Raw genomic sequence first — 17495 nt, forward strand, 5'->3', positions numbered from 1 at the left:
GCTCTCCGGCGCGTCGCTGACGGGGGACACGGCGGGGCCGGTGGGCACAGGGGGGCCGGTGGGCACAGGGGGGCCGGTGGATGCGGTGGGCACGGCGGGTCTCTCCTCCCGGTCGGGGCGCGGTGGAATCACGGACGAATCCGGCGTGCGAGACGGCCCAGTTCCCCGACGACCGCCCGGCTCGCCCCGGAACCCGGCTCGATGAGGGTGTAGTGGCCCGTCCCGGGCAGCGTCACGAGCTCCGCGTCCCGGTGCACGGCGGTGTAGCCGGTGAACTGCTCGTGCGGCAGTTCCTCGTCCACCTCGCCGTGCAGCACCACGGTCGGCACACCCGTGCTGCCGGTGTCGCGCAGCAGCGTGACCGGGTCCACCAGCGGCAGCAGCGCCGCCAGCCGGTCCGCCCCGCCGAGCAGTTGGTGCGCCGCGTCGTCGCTCAGCCGCTCCCGGGCGCAGGCCGCCAGATCGGTGATCGGGGCCAGCGCGAGGACCGCCGACGGCGGTCGGGTGCCGTGCCACGGCGCGTCCTCGGGCAGGAGACCGCGCGCGGCCGCCCACAGCGCGAGATGACCGCCGGAGCAGTGCCCGGCCAGCACGTACGGCCGCCCGTCCGGAATGGTGTCCAGCGCCAGCGCGATGTCGTCGAACGTCTCCGGATAGCCTCCCGCGCCGCCGGAGCGGCGGAAGCCCGGCAGGACGACGGAGAGTCCGTTCGCCCCCAGGTACGCGGCGAACGGGGTGAGGTGCATCCGGTCGTACCGCCAGTAGCCGCCGTGGAGCAGCACCACCACCGGGGCGTCCGCGTCCTCCCCCGGCCACATGTCGTACACCTGGTGGGGGTGGGTGCCGTACGTGCGGTGGACGGGTGCCAGCACCGGCTTCAGACCCAGCACCCGGCGCTCCTCCTCGGCATGGGCCGCGGAAACCTGCCTAGACATGGCCGCGTGCGCTCCAGAGCTCGGGGAACACGGGACGGGCCGCGCGCTTCTCCAGCCAGGCCAGCCCGGAGGAACCGCCGCTGCCCCGCTTGCTGCCCATCGCCCGGCGCACGGCCAGCAGATGGTCGGCGCGCCAGCGCAGGACCAGCTCGGCGGTGTCGGTGAGCGCCTCGCCCAGCGCCACCAGCGGATCGTGCCGGGGCCCGGCATAGATCCGCCGCCAGGCCTCCTCCACCCCCGGGTCGGGCCGGTACTCCTCGGTCACGTCCCGCAGCAGGACGTGCTCCGGGACGGGCAGCCCCCGCCGGTGCAGAAAGCCCAGTATCTCGTCGTAGAGCGACGGCTGGGCCAGCGACTCCTGGAGTTCCGCGTAGTCCACCGGATTCCCCCGGTGCGGCTGGATCAGCGAACGGGACTTGTCGCCGAGCAGGAACTCCATATGCCGGAACATCGCGGACTGGAACCCGGAGGCGCGCCCGAAGGCGACGCGGAAGCCGTTGAACTGAACCGGCGTCAGCCTGGCGATCGGGTGGAGCGAGGCGTTGAGCGACCGGTGCGCGGCGCGGCCGCGGCCCAGCGCGTCCATGGCCTCGTCGAGGTCGTCCTTCAGCAGCGCTTGGCGTGCGGCCCGCCACTCGTGGACGATCAGCGTGAACCACAGCTCCATCACCTGTGTGGTGACGAGGAACCCCATCTCCTCGGGGGCGTGGGTGAGCGGCTGCTGGAGCGAGGACAGCACGGAGGCGTGCACATAGTCGTCGTAGGGCGTCGCCCGCTGAAAGCCCAGGAACGGGGCGTCCTCGACCAGCGCGGAGCCGGTGGTGGGTTCGTCGGTCATGAGATCTCCTGTCAGGCGTCGAAGTCGAACTCGATCTCGTCCGATTCCGGCCGCGCGCGGCAGGCCAGGGTGTAGCCGGCCGCCAATTCGTCCGCGCCCAGGGCGTACTGGCGGCCGAGGGTGACGCGGCCGGCGGTGACCCTGGCGCGGCAGGAGCCGCACAGGCCGTCGCGGCAGGAGTACGGGAGCTCCGGGCGGGCCCGCAGCAGGGCGTCCAGCACCGTCCGGTCAGCGGGCTCCATGGTGGTCACGGTGGTGCGGCCGCCGAGCCGTGCGGTGATCCGTCCGGCGGTCCCCCCGGACGCGGGCGCGGGATCGTCCGGCCCCTCCCGGAGGGCCGTTCCGGCGGAGAACAGTTCGAAGCGCACTCGCTCCGGACCGGCGCCCCACGCGGTGAGCGCCGCGCGCGCCTCCGCCACCAGGCCCCACGGGCCGCACAGATAGAAGTACGCGTCGTCGCCGGGCTCGGCGCCCAGCAGCGCCAGCAGTCCCGGCAGCCGGCCGGCGTCGACGCGCCCGGACAGCAGATCGCTCTCCCGTGTCTCCCGGGAGAGCACGTGCAGCACGAAGAACCGTCCCGGGTGGGCGTCCTTCAGGTCGGCCAGCTCGTCCGCGAGCAGCACCGACCGCGCGGTGCGGTTGGCGTAGACGAGCGACACCCGGCACGCCCGGTCGTCGCGCAGCGCCGCCTGCGCCATGCTCAGCAGCGGAGTGATGCCGCTGCCGGCGGCGATCAGCACATGGTGCGCTCCGGGACGCGCGACCAGCCGGAAGTCACCGGTGGGCGGGGCGAGTTCCAGGTGGTCCCCGGCGGCCAGGTCACCTGTGGCGTACTCGGCGAACCCGCCCGCGCCCAGCCGTTTGACCACCAGCCGCAGCCCGCCGCATGCGCCGGGCGGGGGCGGCGGGCAGACCGAGTAGCTGCGGCGCAGCTCCCGCCCGTCCAGGACGTGCCGGACGGTCACATGCTGGCCGGGCCGGTGGGCGAAGACGCCCGCGAGCGCCTCCGGCACCTCCAGGGACACCGCCACGGCGTCGTCCGTCAGCGGCTCCACCGAGCGCACCCGGAGCCGGTGCCAGCCCGTGGCCCGGCGCGTCACGTCCGTCACGGCGCCTCACATCGCTTTCAGCTGCGCGAAGGTCTCGCGGCAGGCCGTGCACACCAGCACCGCCTGGCAGCGGGTCGCGCCGAACGGGCTCTGCGGGCGGGTCGCGGCCGAGCCGCAGTGCGGGCAGGGCACGCCGAAACCGAGCCGCACCGGCAGCGGGCCCGCGGCGGGACCCGGCGGGGCGATACCGTGCTCGGCGAGCTTCCGGCGGCCCTCGGCGCTGACCCAGTCGGACGTCCAGGCGGGCGCGAGCGCCTGCCGCACCCGTCCCTCCGGGTGGCCGCACGCGGCCAGTACGTCCCGGACAGCGGCCTCGATCGCGGGCATGGCCGGGCAGCCCAGGAACGTGGGGGTGAGGACGACCTCCAGCACCCCGTCCGGCGCCGGTGCCACGGCGCGGAGCACGCCCAGATCGGCCAGGGTGACCATCGGCAGCTCCGGATCCGGTACGGCCCCCACCCGGGCCCGTATCTCCCCGGTGGCCATCGGCGGTGCGGCGCTCACCAGGTGCCTCCCGGGTACTGGCGGCGCACCGACTGGAACTCCGCCAGCAGCGGGCCGAACGCCTCCGTGTGCAGCCCCGAGCGGCCGCCGGTCGCCGCCCACGGTTCCGGCGGCACCTCCAGACCGGCTTCCGCCAGCACGGCGGCCGTCTCCCGCTGCCACGGCTCCCTCAGCCGCGCTGGATCCACCCCCGCACCGGTGGCGTCGAGCCGCCGGGCCAGCTCGTCGGTCTCGAACAGCTCGGCCGCGTACGGCCATACGTGCGCCAGGCCCGCCCGCATCCGCCGCCGGCTCTCCTCGGTGCCCCGGCCCAGCCGGACCGTCCATCGCGCGGCGTGCATCCGGTGGTACTCCACCTCCTTGGCCGCCCGCACGGCGAACGCCGCCAGCCCGGGATCGGCCGAGCGCTCCAGCTCCGTCCACAGCAGTCGGCAGTAGACCGAGTACGCCAGCTGCCGGGCGATGGTCACGGCGAAGTCCCCGTTGGGCAGCTCCACCAACAGCACGTTGCGGAACTCGCGTTCGGTCCGGCCGTACGCCAGGTCGTCGTCGGTACGGTCGGTGCCGTCCAGCCGCCCGGCGAGGGACAGCAGGTTACGGGCGTGTCCGAGCAGGTCCAGGGCGATATTGGACAGGGCCAGGTCCTCCTCGATCGTCGGCGCGCCGGTGATCCAGGCGCACAGCCGCTGGCAGAGGACCAGCGCGTCGTCGCCGAGCCGCAGCGCGTACGCGGCGGTCTCGCGCCGTTCCCGGCCGGTCTCGTCAACCGTCATGGCCGTCCGTCTCGTTCAGCGGGACGTAGTGCTCCGGGTGCCGGAACGGCTTGTGCTCGGCGTTGGCGAACAGCGGGCCCTTCTCCTCCGGCGCGGAGGCCCGGACATGGTCGGAGCGCACCACCCACAGGGAGACCGGCTCGCCCCGACGGGTGTACAGGTCCCGGGCGTTGGCGAGCGCCATGTCGGCGTCGGCGCCGTGCACCGACCCCACGTGCTGGTGTGCCAGCCCCCGGCGGGGCCGGACGAACACCTCCCACGGGACCCGCTTCCGTACGGTCTCCTCGCTCACGTCGCCTCCCCGTGCTCCGCCCACCGGGCCGCGTACGCGTCGACCGCCTCGCGCACCCAGGCGCCGTCCTCGTGCGCCGCCACCCGGCGGGCCAGCCGCTGCCGGGCGCACGCCGAACCGTCACCGAGCACATCGCGGAATCGCTGCCAGTCCACCGGGGTGAAGTCGTAGTGCCCGCGTTCCCCGTTCCAGCGGATCGCCGGGTCGGGCAGGGCGAGACCCAGCCGCTCGGCCTGCGGCACACAGTTGTCGACGAACCGCTGCCGCAGCTCGTCGTTGGTGTGCCGTTTGACGCCCCAGGCCATCGACCGCCGGGTGACCGCCGCGCCCATGGCCGCCGTCCGCGCGTCGGCGCCGCCCGCCACCGTGTCCGGCGGCCCGAACATCAGGGCCACCGCCGGCAGCCACCACCGGTCCACCGCGTCCTGCGCCATCCGCTTCTGCTCCGGCGTGCCCCGGCACAGCGACCACAGCACGTCGTAGCCCTGCCGGACGTGGAAGGCCTCCTCCTGGCAGACCCGCCGCATGGCCCGCGCGTACGGCCCGTACGAGGTCTGGCAGAGCGGCACCTGGTTGACCACGGCCGCGCCGTCCGTCAGCCAGGCGATCGCGCCGGTGTCGGCCCATGTCAGCGCCGGGTGGTTGAACGTGGCCGCGTACCTCTGGTGGCCCCGGTGCAGCGCGTCCAGCAGCTCCGCCCGGTCCACGCCGAGCGTCTCCGCGGCCGCGTAGAGATAGAGCCCGTGCCCGGCCTCGTCCTGCACCTTCGCCAGCAGGCTCGCCTTGCGGTGCAGCGAGGGCGCGCGGGTCAGCCAGGCGCCCTCCGGCTGCATACCGATGATCTCCGAATGGGCGTGCTGGGCGATCTGCCGCAGCACCATCCGCCGGTACCCGTCGGGCATCCGGTCGCCCGGCTCGATCTGCTCGCCGGCGGCCAGCAGCGCCTCGAACCGCTCCTCGGGACGCTCTTCACGCGTCTCCCGCACTGTCTCACTCCCTCGGTCACGGCGGTGCCTCGTGCCTTGCGGCCGCTTCGTGACATAAGGAGTGCGCGCTCCGCGCCGGCTATCCCGTGACGAAGAACACGTGGGGAACCTGTCCGGGCGAGGGATTGTGCCGCGTCGCCGGGGCCTCTCTCCCTGGTGCCGTCAACTGCCGTCGACAGACGACACAGGGGAGGACAACGCATGGGCACCGTACGGGAGATGCTCGTCGAACTCACCGGTACGCCGGAGTTCGCCGAGGGCGTCGAGGACGACGCCGACCTCAGCGCCAGCGGCATCGACTCCGGCGACCTGGTGCGCCTGGTGCTGCTCATCGAGCAGCGCACCGGCGTGGAGGTCACCGCCGAGGACATGGAGGGCCTGACCACGCTCGCCGACTACGAGCGGTTCGTGGCCGGGCGCACCGGCGCCGCGCAGCCCGGCGGCGCCTGATGTGGCTGACCCAGCTGTTGGAGCGCAACCGCCAGTGCTTCCCGGACCGCACGGCTCTCGCCGACGAGCGCCGCTCGGTCACCTGGGCCGGACTCCACGACCGGACGGCGCGGCTCGCACGCGGATTCGCCGCGCGGGGCGTCCGGCCCGGTGACCGCGTGGCGGTGCTCTCGCTGGACCGGGTCGAGGTCCTGGAGACCTACTTCGCGCTCGCCCGGCTCGGCGCGCTGTTCGTTCCGCTCAACCACAGTCTGACGCCCGACGAGGTGACGGGTATCGCCGAGCGCACCGAACCGGCCGCGGTCGTCGGCGAGACCGAACTGCTCGCCCGCCACCCGGACCTGCCGGCCCGCCTGCGGATCGCCCTGGACGGCGAGGAGTTCGCCGTGCTCGCCGAGGGAACCGAAGGGGGTGAGGGGCCGGACGCGGAGCTGCCGGATGTCGCCGACAGCGCGCCGGTGGCGATCCTGCACACCTCCGCCACCACCGGCCGGGCCAAGGGCGTCACCGTCGACCACGCCTCCTTCCGGGCCATCGCCCTCGGCTGGCTCGCGGCGGCGCGGCCCGCCGACGACATGGTGCTGCTCAACTGCTGCCCCCTCTACCACGGCAGCATGGTGGTGTCGCTCACCTACCTGGCGGCCGGCGCCACCGTCGTCCTGCTGCCGGGCTTCACACCGCAGAAGGCCCTGGCCGCGTTCGAGCGGCACCGCGCCACACACGTCTGGCTCGTTCCGCAGATGCTGCGCTTCCTGCTCCAGGCCAAGGCCGCCGAGACCACCGACCTGTCCTCGCTGCGCGAGGTGCTCTACGGCGCGGCGCCCATGCCCGTCGACCTCTACGCGACCGCCGCCGCCCGGCTGGGCTGCGGCTTCCGGCAGGTCTACGGCATGACGGAGGTCGGCGGCCCGTTCGTCACCCTCGGCCCCGAGGAGCACCCCGCCCCGGACGCCGTGACCGAGCGCCTCCCCAGCGGCCGGGTCATCCCGGGCATGTCCGTGCGCGTCCTCGACGCGGAGGGCCGCGAGGTCGAGCGGGGCGCCATCGGGGAGATCTGCGTGCGCGGACCCGGCGTCATGCGCGGCTACTGGCGCGACGAGCGGGCGACCGCCGAGATCACCGTGAACGGCTGGACCCGCACCGGCGACCTCGGCTTCCTCGACGCGGAAGGCCGCGTCCACCTCGTCGACCGCAGCAAGGACCTCATCATCCGCGCCGGGCTGAACGTCTACCCCACGGAGGTCGAGCGGGCCCTGCGCGCGCACCCGGCCGTGCGCGACGCGGCCGTGGTCGGCATTCCGGACGACGACTACGGCGAGGTGCCGCTGGCGTTCGTCGTCGCCGACGAGGGGACGAGCGCCGCGGAGTTGCTGCGGCACGCCGCCGGGCAGCTCGCCCCGTACAAGCGCCCCCGCCACGTCGAGTTCATCGACCAGGTGCCGAGGAACCCCGCCGGAAAGATCCTCAAGAAGCTGCTGCGGGCCTGACCGTTGCCCAGCGCGATGTCGCCGGGAAGCGACCGGATACGGGCCGCGCGTGCGCTCCTCGCGCTGCGGCCGGCCCTCGCCGCCGACGGGGTCGCCCTCGGTATCGCCGCCGTCGGCGACCCCGCGGCACGCCCGGCCGGGCCGGACGAACGGCGGCGGGCGGACACCATGCCGCCCGCCCGCCGCCGCGACTTCCTCGCCGGACGCCACGCCGCCCGCCGCGCCCTGGCCGCCGCCGGACAGCCGTCGGGAGAGATCGGCTGTGCCGGCCGGCGTCCCGTGCCGCCCGCCGGAACGACCGTCTCCATCAGCCACTCCGGCGGTCTGGCCGTGGCCCTGGCGGCCCCCGCGTTCCCCGGCCGCGCGCTCGGCTGCGACCTGGAACTGCGCGGTCTGCCGCTCCCGGCCGCGCATCTGGTGCTGCACCCCGGTGAGGAGAGCTGGGTGCGCGCCGCCGGCGGTACGGCGGCGGCCGAGGCCCGCCTCCTCGCGCTCTTCTCGGCCAAGGAGGCGGCGTTCAAGGCGTACGGCGTTCTGCTGCCCGCCGGCCGGGCTCCCACGACGCTGCTGGGCATCACCGCCACGCCGGTGCCGGGCGGTTTCCTCGCCCAGCACCGGCACCGGCAACCGCACCGGCAGGAACGGCGGGAGGGGCCCGGTCAGGCGCTGCGGATCGGCCTGTTCCCGGCGGGACGGGGCGTGTTCGCCTGGACGGCCGGGGTCACCGCGCGGACCGCCGAAACGATCCGGCCGACCAGCGGCGCCGGGTCCGGCTGGAAGTGGAAGTGACCGCCCCTCAGCACCTGGGTGCCGCAGAAACGGACGCTCCGCGCGGCCCACGTGTGCATGAGGTGCGCGGGCGCGATCGGGTCCGCGTCCCCGGCGAAGACCGTCAGCGGCACCGGCAGCGGGCCCGTACCGCGCCGGGGCTCCCAGCACTCCGCGACGCGCAGGTCCGCGCGGAGGACCGGTTCGATCAGCTCCCACATCTCCGGGTCCTCCAGCACCTCGCGCGCGGTGCCGCCCATGGCGATCAGCGCCTCGCGCAGCTCGTCCTCGGGCAGGTCGAAGTGCGGCTCCGCGCGCGGGTGGTACTCGGGCGGGCTGACGGCCGACAGCCCCAGCCACCGGGGCAGCGGTATCCCACGGCCCCGCAGCGCGAGGGTCAGCTCATAGGCGGCTACGGCGCCCATGCTGTGCCCGAACAGGACGTAGGGCCGGTCGGCCCAGGGCCGGACGTCCTCCAGGTACACCGCGGCCAGTTCGGCGGCCGTCTCGCGGAGCGGGCCGGGGCGGCCGCCCCGGCCCGGCGCCTCGACCAGGCACAGCTCCCAGTCCGCCGGCAGATGGGCTGCCCAGGGCCGGTACGGGACGTGGGAGGCGCCGGAGTGGTGGAGGACGAACAGCCGTAGTGACGGCGCTTCCACGGGCCGGGGACGGATGACGGACAGGTGGCTCACGAGATGCGGCTTCCTTCCGGGCGTGCCTCCGGGGTCCCGTGCGGGCCGCTTGCATCGTGCCCGCCGGAACCTTCGTGCCCGCCGGATCGACCCGCGGCCGCGGCCGTACCGTTCGCGGCCGCGGGTCCCCGGCCGGGGCGGGCCGTCGCCCAGGCGTCGAGTACCGCCAGCTCCCGGTCCCGCTCCAGCGCCGGGGCGGGCTGGTCCGCGCGCTGCGGCACGGCGGCGAGCGGGCGGAGCCAGCGCCATGTGTCCTCGGCGGTCTCGTGCGCGGGGCGGCAGACGAGCCCGGCGGCCCGGGCCCGCCCGGTGGAGAATCCCCACACGGAGCGCTCCGGGACGGCTCCGGGCGCCCACAACGGCAGGTCCAGCCACGGTCGCAGCCCCTGGGCGAGCAGGAAGTCGTCCGGCACCCACACCGGTTCCGCGCCGCCGGTGGCGTCCCGGCAGGCGGCCAGCCAGGCACCGTAGTCCAGACCCCGCGGCCCGGCCACGTTCCACGCGCCGCCCCCGGTGGCGTCCCCGGCCAGGACCAGGCCGAAGCGCGCCACGTCACGCGCGTCGACCAGCGGCAGCGGGGCCCGGGGGCTGCCCGGGGCCAGCACCGGCCCGCCGTCCGCGAACCGGCGCAGCCAGTAGGAGCTCATCCCGGTGTCCTCGTGCGGGCCGACCACCGCTCCCGGGCGCAGCAGATGGGTCCGGCCGGCGAAGTGCCGCCGGACGGCTCGTTCGCAGCCCGCCTTGAGCACCCCGTAGTGTCCGCCGTCGGGCCCCGCGTCGTCCGGGCAGTCGTGCAGGGGAGCGCTCTCGTCGCCGTCCAGCGGGTCGAAGGGGCCGTTCCGCCGGTAGGCGGCGACGCTGGAGACGAACACGTACGTGTCCGCGTGCCCGGACAGGGCCGCCGCCGAGGCGCCCACCACCCGCGGGACGTAGCCGCACGTGTCGACGACCGCGTCCCAGCGCCCGCCCGCCACCAGCGCGGACAGGTCGGCGGCCGACGTGCGGTCGCCGCGCACGGTCTCGACGCCGGGCACGTCCGGCCCGGTGCGGCCCCGGTTGAAGGTGGTGACGGTGTGCCCCGCCGCGAGCGCCTCGGTGGCGAAGGCGCGGCCGAGGAACGCGGTTCCACCCAGGACCAGAAGCCTCATGCCGCCTCCCCCCGCCAGTTGGCGGCCGTGGCCGGTCGGAGACGGCACCGGCCGCGGTCGTTGACCAGGACCCGGACATCGGTATCCGTCGCGGCTGTCCGGTCCAAGGGGCTGGGGGTCACGAGAATCGTCCTTCCCTGGTGGTGGGTGAGCCGTCGCCCGGGGCACCCGGGGCGAGCCGGGCGTTGAGGGGCGCGGCGATGATCGGAAGCTGCGCGGGGCGCAGGATCTCCTGGTGGAGACAGTCCAGAACGTGGTCGGTCACCTCGCCGGTCATATGCGGCCGCCAGCGCTCGGCGGGCGGCGGCGCGTCCGCGGCGTGGCTGCGGCGCGCGGTGAAGACCAGCAGGTCGCCGTCGACCGTGCCGGGCGTGTGCCCGGCGACCAGCCCGGTGTTGTGCCGCATGACGTCCACCATGCGGCCGAGCTGGGCCTCGTCGATGCCGGCGAGGGCGCTGCCGCTGCCCCGCAGCGCGGCCACGGCGGCGGCCCGGTCCGGCGGGGCCGCGCCGGCGGCGGGCGGCACCCCCGCGCCGTCCAGCAGCAGACCCAGCAGGATGCCCTCCAGTTCCTCGGGGGCGGGCAGCGACCCGAGGTCCTCCCGCCGCAGCGGGAAGCTGTCGAGGACGGCGAGGAGTTCGACGCGTTCTCCCGCCCGCTGGAGCCGTTCGGCCACGGCGTGGGCGACAAACCCGCCGAGCGACCAGCCGAGCAGCGCGTACGGGCCCGACGGGCGCAGCTCATGGATCCGCCGCGTGTAGTCGTCGGCCATCTCCTCGACGGAGCCCGGCAGCGCGGCCGGGTCCGTGAGGCCAGGAGACTGCACACCGTGGACCGGAACATCGGCGTCGAGGTGGGTGAGCAGCGGGGCGAAGGGCCAGCAGATGCCTCCGCCGGGGTGGAAGCAGAACAGGGGAGTGGCGCTGCCCCCGGTCCGCAGCGCCAGATGCGGGGCGAACGGGGACGCGCCCGCCGACGGTCCCTCCAGATGCGCCGCGAGCTCCGCCACCGTGGGGTGTTCGAAGAGCGCGGCGACGCCGACCGGACGCCCGAGCTCCGTACGGATCCGGCTGACCAGGCGGGTCGCCAGCAGCGAACGCCCGCCCAGGTCGAAGAAGTTGTCGCGGCGGCCGACCCGGTCGACGTCGAGCACGGAGCACCACAGCTCGGCCAGCGCCCGTTCGGTCCCGCCGCTCGGGGGCTCCCCGTCGGGTGCCGCGCCGCCCGGGGCCGCGACCCCGGCGGCCCCGGCCCGGCGGAGCCGGTCGCGGTCCACCTCGCCGTCCGCGGCGAGCGGCCAGGTCTCGTGGCGCACCCGGACGCAGGAGGCGGGCGTGCCGAAGACATCCGCCGGGCCCGGCCGGTCCGCCCCCTGCCGCGCGGCCCCGGGCGCGGGCACCAGGTGGGCCGTCAGCCGGTGCAGCGGGTGCGCGGGACCCGTGAGGTGACTGCCCACCCAGGGGGCGCCGCCGTCCAGGCCGATCAGCAGGTGCGGCTCGTCGTGCCGGAGGGCGACGTCCAGGGAACGGACGGACTCCCGGGGGCCGAGCGGCAGATAACCGCGGGCCCGGGTCAGTGGTTTGAGGGCGTAACCGCGGCTCATGCCGCGCTCGTCCCACATGCTCCACGCCAGGCTCACCGCCGGCATCCCGGCGTCCCGCCGCCCGGCGACGAGCGCGTCCAGGTGGGCGTTGGCCGCCGCGTAGGCGGCCGCACCGGCGCCGCCGAAGTGGCCGTTGACGGAGGAGTAGGCGACGAACAGCGCGCCGGGCCGGTCGCCGAGCGCCTCCAGGAGGTGTTCCGTGCCGGTGGTCTTCGCGGCCAGGACACGTTCCCAGTGGTCCGTGTCCGCCTCGTCCAGCGGGCGTTCCTCGAGCACACCGGCGAGGTGGAACACCCCGTCCAGCGCCCCGTCGTGACACCCGGCCGCCTCCCGCAGCACCCGGTGGACCTCCTCGCGGTCGGTCACGTCGGCGACGGCGTACCGTACGTCGCCCAGCGGCCGCAGTTCCTCCAGCGCGGCCGCCCGGCCCGGATCCCGGCCGGGGTCGCCGCGCCCGACCAGGGTCACGGCGGCGCCGTACGCGGTGAGCAGGTGGCGGGCGGTGTCCACGCCGAGCCCGCCGAGCCCGCCGGTGAGCAGATAGTGCCCGCCCTCGCGCAGCGGCGAGGCGTTCGCGGGAGCCGGCAGCCGTTCCAGCCGCTGTACGTACCGGACGCCGTCCCGGTAGGCGATGTCCGGGTCGGTGACGGGAGACCGGCTCTCCGCCCACAGCAGGCCCGCGAGCCTCTCGGGCCCGTCGGCGGTGTCCACGTCGATCCACCGGCCGGTCAGCCACGGCCACTCCTGCACGGCGCTCTTGAGCACGGGAACGGCCGCGGCCCGCCCCGGCACGACGGGGCCCGGCCCGGCGAGCCCCGCCCGGCTCGAGGTGGCCACGACGTCCAGGACCAGCGCCCGTCCGCTCGCCTCCCGCACGGCGGCCCGCGCGCGCAACAGGTCGGTCAGCGCGGCGAGCGGCTCCGGCCCCCGAGCGGGTGCGCCGAGCAGCCGCAGATCCAGCACGCGGTCGGCCCGGTCGAGCGCCTCGTCCCCCGCCGCACCCGGACCGAGGACGGTGCACCGGCCGCCCGCCGCCCGCACCAGCGCGGAGAGGGCGTCCGCCACCGCCCCGCCGGGGTCGGCCAGCACCACCGTATGGGCCCGTTCACCGGCGGCGGCCGGGGTGCGGGGTGCCTCGGCGCGCCGCCAGACGGGCCGGTGGAACCGGTTGAGAAGCGTCCGCTCGTTGCCCAGCAGCAGATCGGTCCGGCGCAGCGCCTCGTCGAACTCGCCCGCCTCCAGGCGCTGTCGCAGCGCGGCTCGCTGGATCTTGCCGATCTCCGTCTTGGGAATGGCGGCGGTCTCGGTGAACACCAGGAATGAGGGGGACACCCCCGTCTCACGGGTGACCCGGCCGGTGATCTCGACGGCCAGCCGCTGTTCGTCGGCGCCGGGCTGCGGACAGCAGAAGAGGGCGAGCCGGTCGGTGGTGTCCCCCGGCGTGCGGGCCGCGACGGCGGCGGTGAAGGAGCGCTCCACGCCGGGGACGTCCTCGGCCAGGGCCTCGATGTCGTGGGACTGGAGATTGACGCCGTTGACGATGATCGTGTCCTTGGCCCGTCCCGCGAGATACAGCTCCCCGTCGCGCAGGAACGCCAGATCGCCGGTGTCGAACCAGCCGTCCGCCGTGAAGGACTCGGCGTTCCTCGCCGGCGCCCGGTGGTAGCCGTCGGTCACGGCGGCACCGTGCACCTGGAGCCGGCCGACGGAGCCCTCCGGCACCGGCAGTCCGTCCTCGCCCGCCACACGCACGGAGAACCCGGGGAACGGGCGGCCACAGCTCACGAACTCGTCGTCGTCCGTGCTGTTCTCCAGCGTCAGCACGGTGTCGGCCTCGACGGAGCAGGTCTCCGACATGCCCCAGGCCGGGTGCACGGCCGTGCCGGAGAGCCCGTACGGCGCGAGCGCGGCCAGGAAGCGGCGCACCACCCGGGCGATCACCGCCTCGCCGCCGTTGAGCGCGAGCCGCAGACAGGAGAGGTCCCAGCCGCGACCGGGTTCCTCGGCGAGCCGCTCGCCCACCAGCCCGTAGGCGAAGTTGGGCGCCCAGGTGGTGGTGGCGCGGTACCGGTCGATGGCGTCCAGCCAGCGCAGCGGGTCCTCCAGCACCCAGGAGGTGGGCGCGATCACCTGCGAGGAGCCCGCCACCAGGTCGCGCACATGGGTCATGAGGACACCGCCGACGTGGTCGAGCGGCATCCAGTTGAACGACCGGTCGGCCGGGCCGATGCCGTGCCGCTGATGGGCGGCGGCGACCTGGGTGAGGATGTTGCGGTGCCGCTGCTCGACGGCCTTGGGGCGTCCGGTGCTGCCGGAGGTGAGCAGCAGCAGGACGAGGTCGTCGGGCGAGGGCCGGTACCAGTCCCGGTCCCGATCACCCGTCAGCAGCTCGTCGACACAGGCCACGCGGGGCGTACCGGGCCCGTGCCGGGCCAGCAGCCCCGTGACGCCGTCACGGGCCGTGGACGGCGCGAGGATCCACGGCTCGCCGAGGGCCTCCCAGGCGTCGGCCAGCCGCGCCGTCTGGGCGCTGTCCACGCCGTAGCCGCCGGGCGGGGCCGCCAGCGGCACGGCGGCGAACCCGCCGATGACACAGGCCCAGAAACCGGTCACATAGTCCCGGGTGTCCGGCAGTTGGAGCAGCACCCGGTCGCCCGGCCGCGCGCCCAGCCGCCGCAGACCGCCCAGCACCCGGGAGGCGTCCTCGGCGAGCGCGGCGTACGACTGCTCCTCCTCCCGCGGGCCGTCGGCCCGCAGATGCGTCATACCGCCGTTCCCGGCCGCGGTACGGGCCAGCGCGGCCGCCAGGTCCGCCACGGGCAGCGGGCGCAGCTCGCCGCCCGTGAGAACGGACGGCGGGGCCCCGGCCGCCGCGGGTTCCGGGGCCCGTGCGGATTCCCGGGACCCACCGGCCGGTCCCGTGCCGTGGCCGGGTGCGCCTGTGCCCAGGTGCAGCCGTTCGGGCGGCGGTGGCGGATCGTCGGTGACCACGACGACGGCGCGGCCGCCGCCCGCCTCGGCCGCGAGGTGCCGCTCCCAGGCGGCGGCGAGCTCCTCGTCCACCACCGGGAGCCGGTCCAGGGCCGCCACGTCGACGCCCCCGTCGGCGGTGCGCGGCAGGACGGAGACGGCCACCACCCGCGCGGGCGGGGCGCCGGCCGGCAGCGCGGTGCGCGCGGCGGCGGTGAGACGCTCCCGGTCCACGGCGGCGGACGGCACCACGAACGCGACCGCCTCCAGGGCGCCGTCGAGCCGTCGGCGGAACGCCACCCGGCAGTCGCGGACCGCGTCGAGCGCCAGCAGCGCCCGCTCGACGCACGCCGGGTCCACCCACTGCCCACCCAGCACGGCGCCCTCCGCGCCACCGCTGTCCGCTGTCAGGCGTCCGCCGGGGACGATCCGGCCGGTGTGGCCCACGGGCTGGAGGAGCAGCCCCGCGCCGAACGGATCCTTGCGCTCGGGCAGTCCGGCGACGGTGCCGCCACCCGGGGCCGCCCAGACGCCGCCCGGCACCCCCCACGGGGCATGCGGCCCCTCCCCGTCCAGCACGCACACGGCAAGCAACGGGCCGAAGTCGGCCCGCCCTTCGGGCGCCAGGGCGTACGGGCCGACGCCCGGCGCCAGCGCGACCCGGTCGGCCGCGGTCGGCGGGCCCGGTGCGGGCGGACCGAGCAGCACCGTCCGCGCGCCGGGTACGGACGGCGGCCTGTCGGTGGCGAATACCACGGTGGGTGAGGCCGCCCGGTCGTTCCGGCCGTTGTGGTCGTTCCGGCCGTTGTGGTCATCCCGGCCATCCCGGTCGCCGAGGAGCAGGCGAGCGCCGGAGGCGAGGGTGGCCAGCACGGCTCGTACGAAGGCCGGGGAGCCGGGCGGTGCGGTTACGGCTACCCGGTCGTCCGGGCCCAGTCGCGCGGCGTCGGCCAGCAGGGCGGTCTGCGCGGTGAGAGCGGAGGAGCCGACGCCCAGGAGGCCGTGGTCCGACCACTCCAGCAGCACCGGGCCGCCGTCGCCTCCGCGCGCGGGGGGAACGTCCCCCGCTTCCGGTTCCGGGTCCCCGAGCGGGACGCGGGGCACACCCCACGCGCCCTCGGCGTCGGCGTCGGTGAGCACGGCGTGCGCCCCGCCGCGGCGGACGAGGTTCCGGTTGCGCTCCGGCGGGTCGGCCGGGTCGAGACCGACCACCGCGGCCCCGGTGCCCAGGGCGGCGAGCAGCGCCGTCACGCCGCACGCGTCCGCTCCGGCCGCTATGGCCAGCCGGCTGCCCGGGCCCGTACCCGCGGCCGCGAGCCGCGCCGTCAGCCGCGCGGCCCTGGCGTCCAGCTCCCGCCAGGTCAGCTCGTCCGCGCCGTCGGCGACGGCCACGTCATCGGGGCGCCCGGCGGTCGGCCAGGCGAAGCCTCCCGGCGGTGGGCCGGGCTCTGCCCCGTGCGCGGCCTCCGCCGGGCGGGCCAGGCGCGCGAAATCCTCTGCCAGGGCGGCGTGTTCCTCCTCCGTGAGCAGGTCCAGGTCGGTCACCGGCGTCAGCGGGGCCGCCACCGCCGCCTGGAGCAGCCGCACCCAGCGCCGGGCCAGCCGCCGCACGGTCGGCTCGTCGAACAGATCCGTGCCGTAGACGACCAGGACCCGCAGTTCCTCGCCGCCTTCCTGGACGTGGAACTCCAGGTCGTGCCGGGTGGACTGGGCGTCGACGAGGAAGTGCGCGGCCTTCAGCCCGGCCAGTTCCGGCTCGGGGAGGGCGAAGTCCTGGAGCGCGAGGACCGCCTGGACGAGAGTGCCGCGGTCGCCCGTCCGCTCCGGGGCGACCTCCGCGACGATCTGCTCCAGCCGCGTCCGGTCGTGCGCGCGGGCGCCCCGCACGGTTTCCCCGGCCCGGGCGAGGAGTTCGGTGAACGACGGGGCACCGTGCAGCGACAGCCGCATGGGCAGCACATTCGCGAAGTAGCCGACGATCGGCTGCACCTGCGGCTCGTCCCGGTTGGCGAACGGGGTGCCCACGATGATGTCCTCGCCGCCGGTGTGCCGGGACAGGAACGCGGCGTACCCGGCCAGGAGGGCGGTGTAGAGCGTCACGCCGCGCTCCCGGCAGAACGCGCGCAGCGCCGAGGTGAGCGGTGCGGGAAGCCGGAGCTCCAACTGCGCGCCCGCGTACGACCGCCGGGCCGGACGCGGGCGGTCGGCGGGCAGCTCCAGGACCGGCAGCTCGCCCGAGAGGCGGTCCCGCCAGTAGGCGAGCCCGGCCCGCGCGTCCTCGGTGTCCTGCTGCTCGCGCCGCCACTCGGACCAGTCGGCGTACTGGATGGACAGCTCGGGCAGTTCGGGGGCGCGGCCCGCGCGCCGGGCCGCGTACGCGACGCCCAGTTCGCGCACGAGGATGCCGAGCGCCCAGCCGTCGACGACGATGTGGTGGACGCACAGCACGAGGATGTGCTCGTCCTCGGCCAGCCGCAGCAGCCCCGCGCGGACGGGCGGCTCGGCCGTCAGGTCGAAGGGGCGCCGGGCCAGGATGTCGAGTGCCGCGCGCAGGGCCTCGTCGTGCCCCGGGGCACCCTCGCCGGGCAGTGCGGTCACGGTGAGCGGCACGTCGGCGCGGTCCAGGACGGCCTGGCACAGGTCACCCCCGGAGTCGTCGAAAACCGTCCGCAGCGTCTCGTGCCGGTCCACCAGGTCCGCGACGGCCGCCGCGAGCGCGTCCCGGTCCAGCGCACCGGTCAGCCGCAGGGACAGCGGGACGTTGTAATACGGGTTGTCCGGGGCGAGTTGCTGGAGGAACCACATCTGCTCCTGGGCGGAGGAGGCGGGGAAGACCAGTCGGCCGGGCTCCGCGGAGCGGGACGCGGAAGAGGTCTCGGAAGCGGTCGCGGAGGGGGGACCGTCTGCGGCGGTTGCGGACATACGGCACTCCTGGACGGG

At 75.7% G+C, this 17495-nt stretch carries 12 protein-coding genes and 1 pseudogene; 3 read left to right on the forward strand and 10 right to left on the reverse strand.

Features of this window, described 5'->3' with window-relative positions; genetic code table 11:
• Nucleotides 1-128: 128 nt before the first annotated feature.
• Genes HUT19_RS34785 through paaA form a run of 7 tightly spaced genes read right to left on the reverse strand, consistent with a single transcriptional unit; the run spans nt 129 to nt 5437 of the window.
• On the reverse strand, nt 129-935 hold the full coding sequence (locus HUT19_RS34785; protein ID WP_176184324.1) for an alpha/beta hydrolase: 807 nt from the start codon (nt 933-935) through the stop codon (nt 129-131).
• Nucleotides 928-1773 (reverse strand): tryptophan 2,3-dioxygenase, encoded by an 846-nt coding sequence (locus HUT19_RS34790; RefSeq protein ID WP_176184326.1) that lies wholly within the window; start codon nt 1771-1773, stop codon nt 928-930. Before HUT19_RS34790 ends, HUT19_RS34785 begins: the two co-directional genes overlap by 8 nt.
• A gap of 11 nt (nt 1774-1784) precedes the next feature.
• Nucleotides 1785-2882 carry a 2Fe-2S iron-sulfur cluster-binding protein gene (locus tag HUT19_RS34795; protein WP_176184328.1) on the reverse strand — a complete coding sequence of 366 codons (1098 nt, stop codon included), beginning with the start codon at nt 2880-2882 and terminating at the stop codon, nt 1785-1787.
• A 6-nt stretch (nt 2883-2888) separates the two neighbouring features.
• Nucleotides 2889-3368, reverse strand: a complete 480-nt coding sequence (gene paaD / locus HUT19_RS34800; protein ID WP_176187650.1) for a 1,2-phenylacetyl-CoA epoxidase subunit PaaD — start codon at nt 3366-3368, stop codon at nt 2889-2891.
• Nucleotides 3369-3382: 14 nt separating this feature from the next.
• On the reverse strand, nt 3383-4159 hold the full coding sequence (paaC, locus tag HUT19_RS34805; RefSeq protein WP_176184330.1) for a 1,2-phenylacetyl-CoA epoxidase subunit PaaC: 777 nt from the start codon (nt 4157-4159) through the stop codon (nt 3383-3385).
• A complete protein-coding gene (paaB, locus tag HUT19_RS34810; protein WP_176184332.1) occupies nt 4149-4451 on the reverse strand; it encodes a 1,2-phenylacetyl-CoA epoxidase subunit PaaB in 303 nt (100 codons plus the stop codon). The genes paaC and paaB overlap by 11 nt, the downstream gene beginning before the upstream one ends.
• A complete protein-coding gene (gene paaA / locus HUT19_RS34815) occupies nt 4448-5437 on the reverse strand; it encodes a 1,2-phenylacetyl-CoA epoxidase subunit PaaA (RefSeq protein WP_176184334.1) in 990 nt (329 codons plus the stop codon). The genes paaB and paaA overlap by 4 nt, the downstream gene beginning before the upstream one ends.
• A 201-nt stretch (nt 5438-5638) precedes the next feature.
• Here paaA and HUT19_RS34820 point away from each other — a divergent pair, with 201 nt between their 5' ends.
• The 3 genes and pseudogenes from HUT19_RS34820 to HUT19_RS43515 all read left to right on the forward strand — a co-directional run.
• On the forward strand, nt 5639-5887 hold the full coding sequence (locus tag HUT19_RS34820) for an acyl carrier protein (protein ID WP_176184336.1): 249 nt from the start codon (nt 5639-5641) through the stop codon (nt 5885-5887).
• Nucleotides 5887-7374, forward strand: a complete 1488-nt coding sequence (locus HUT19_RS34825) for a class I adenylate-forming enzyme family protein (RefSeq protein ID WP_176184338.1) — start codon at nt 5887-5889, stop codon at nt 7372-7374. Before HUT19_RS34820 ends, HUT19_RS34825 begins: the two co-directional genes overlap by 1 nt.
• 15 nt (nt 7375-7389) lie before the next feature.
• Nucleotides 7390-7908, forward strand: a pseudogene (locus tag HUT19_RS43515) (4'-phosphopantetheinyl transferase superfamily protein); the annotation flags it as partial.
• A 125-nt stretch (nt 7909-8033) separates the two neighbouring features.
• Here HUT19_RS43515 and HUT19_RS43520 read toward each other — a convergent pair.
• The 3 genes from HUT19_RS43520 to HUT19_RS34840 form a co-directional block, all read right to left on the reverse strand.
• On the reverse strand, nt 8034-8834 hold the full coding sequence (locus HUT19_RS43520; protein WP_254885941.1) for a thioesterase II family protein: 801 nt from the start codon (nt 8832-8834) through the stop codon (nt 8034-8036).
• The gene (locus tag HUT19_RS34835; protein WP_176184342.1) at nt 8831-9982 is read right to left on the reverse strand and encodes an NAD-dependent epimerase/dehydratase family protein; all 1152 of its coding nucleotides are present in this window, start codon (nt 9980-9982) and stop codon (nt 8831-8833) included. Before HUT19_RS34835 ends, HUT19_RS43520 begins: the two co-directional genes overlap by 4 nt.
• 118 nt (nt 9983-10100) lie before the next feature.
• Nucleotides 10101-17477, reverse strand: coding sequence for an SDR family NAD(P)-dependent oxidoreductase (locus HUT19_RS34840; RefSeq protein WP_176184344.1), 7377 nt, complete (start codon nt 17475-17477; stop codon nt 10101-10103).
• Nucleotides 17478-17495: the final 18 nt, after the last annotated feature.

The organism is Streptomyces sp. NA02950 (genome assembly GCF_013364155.1).
Taxonomy (GTDB): Bacteria; Actinomycetota; Actinomycetes; order Streptomycetales; family Streptomycetaceae; genus Streptomyces.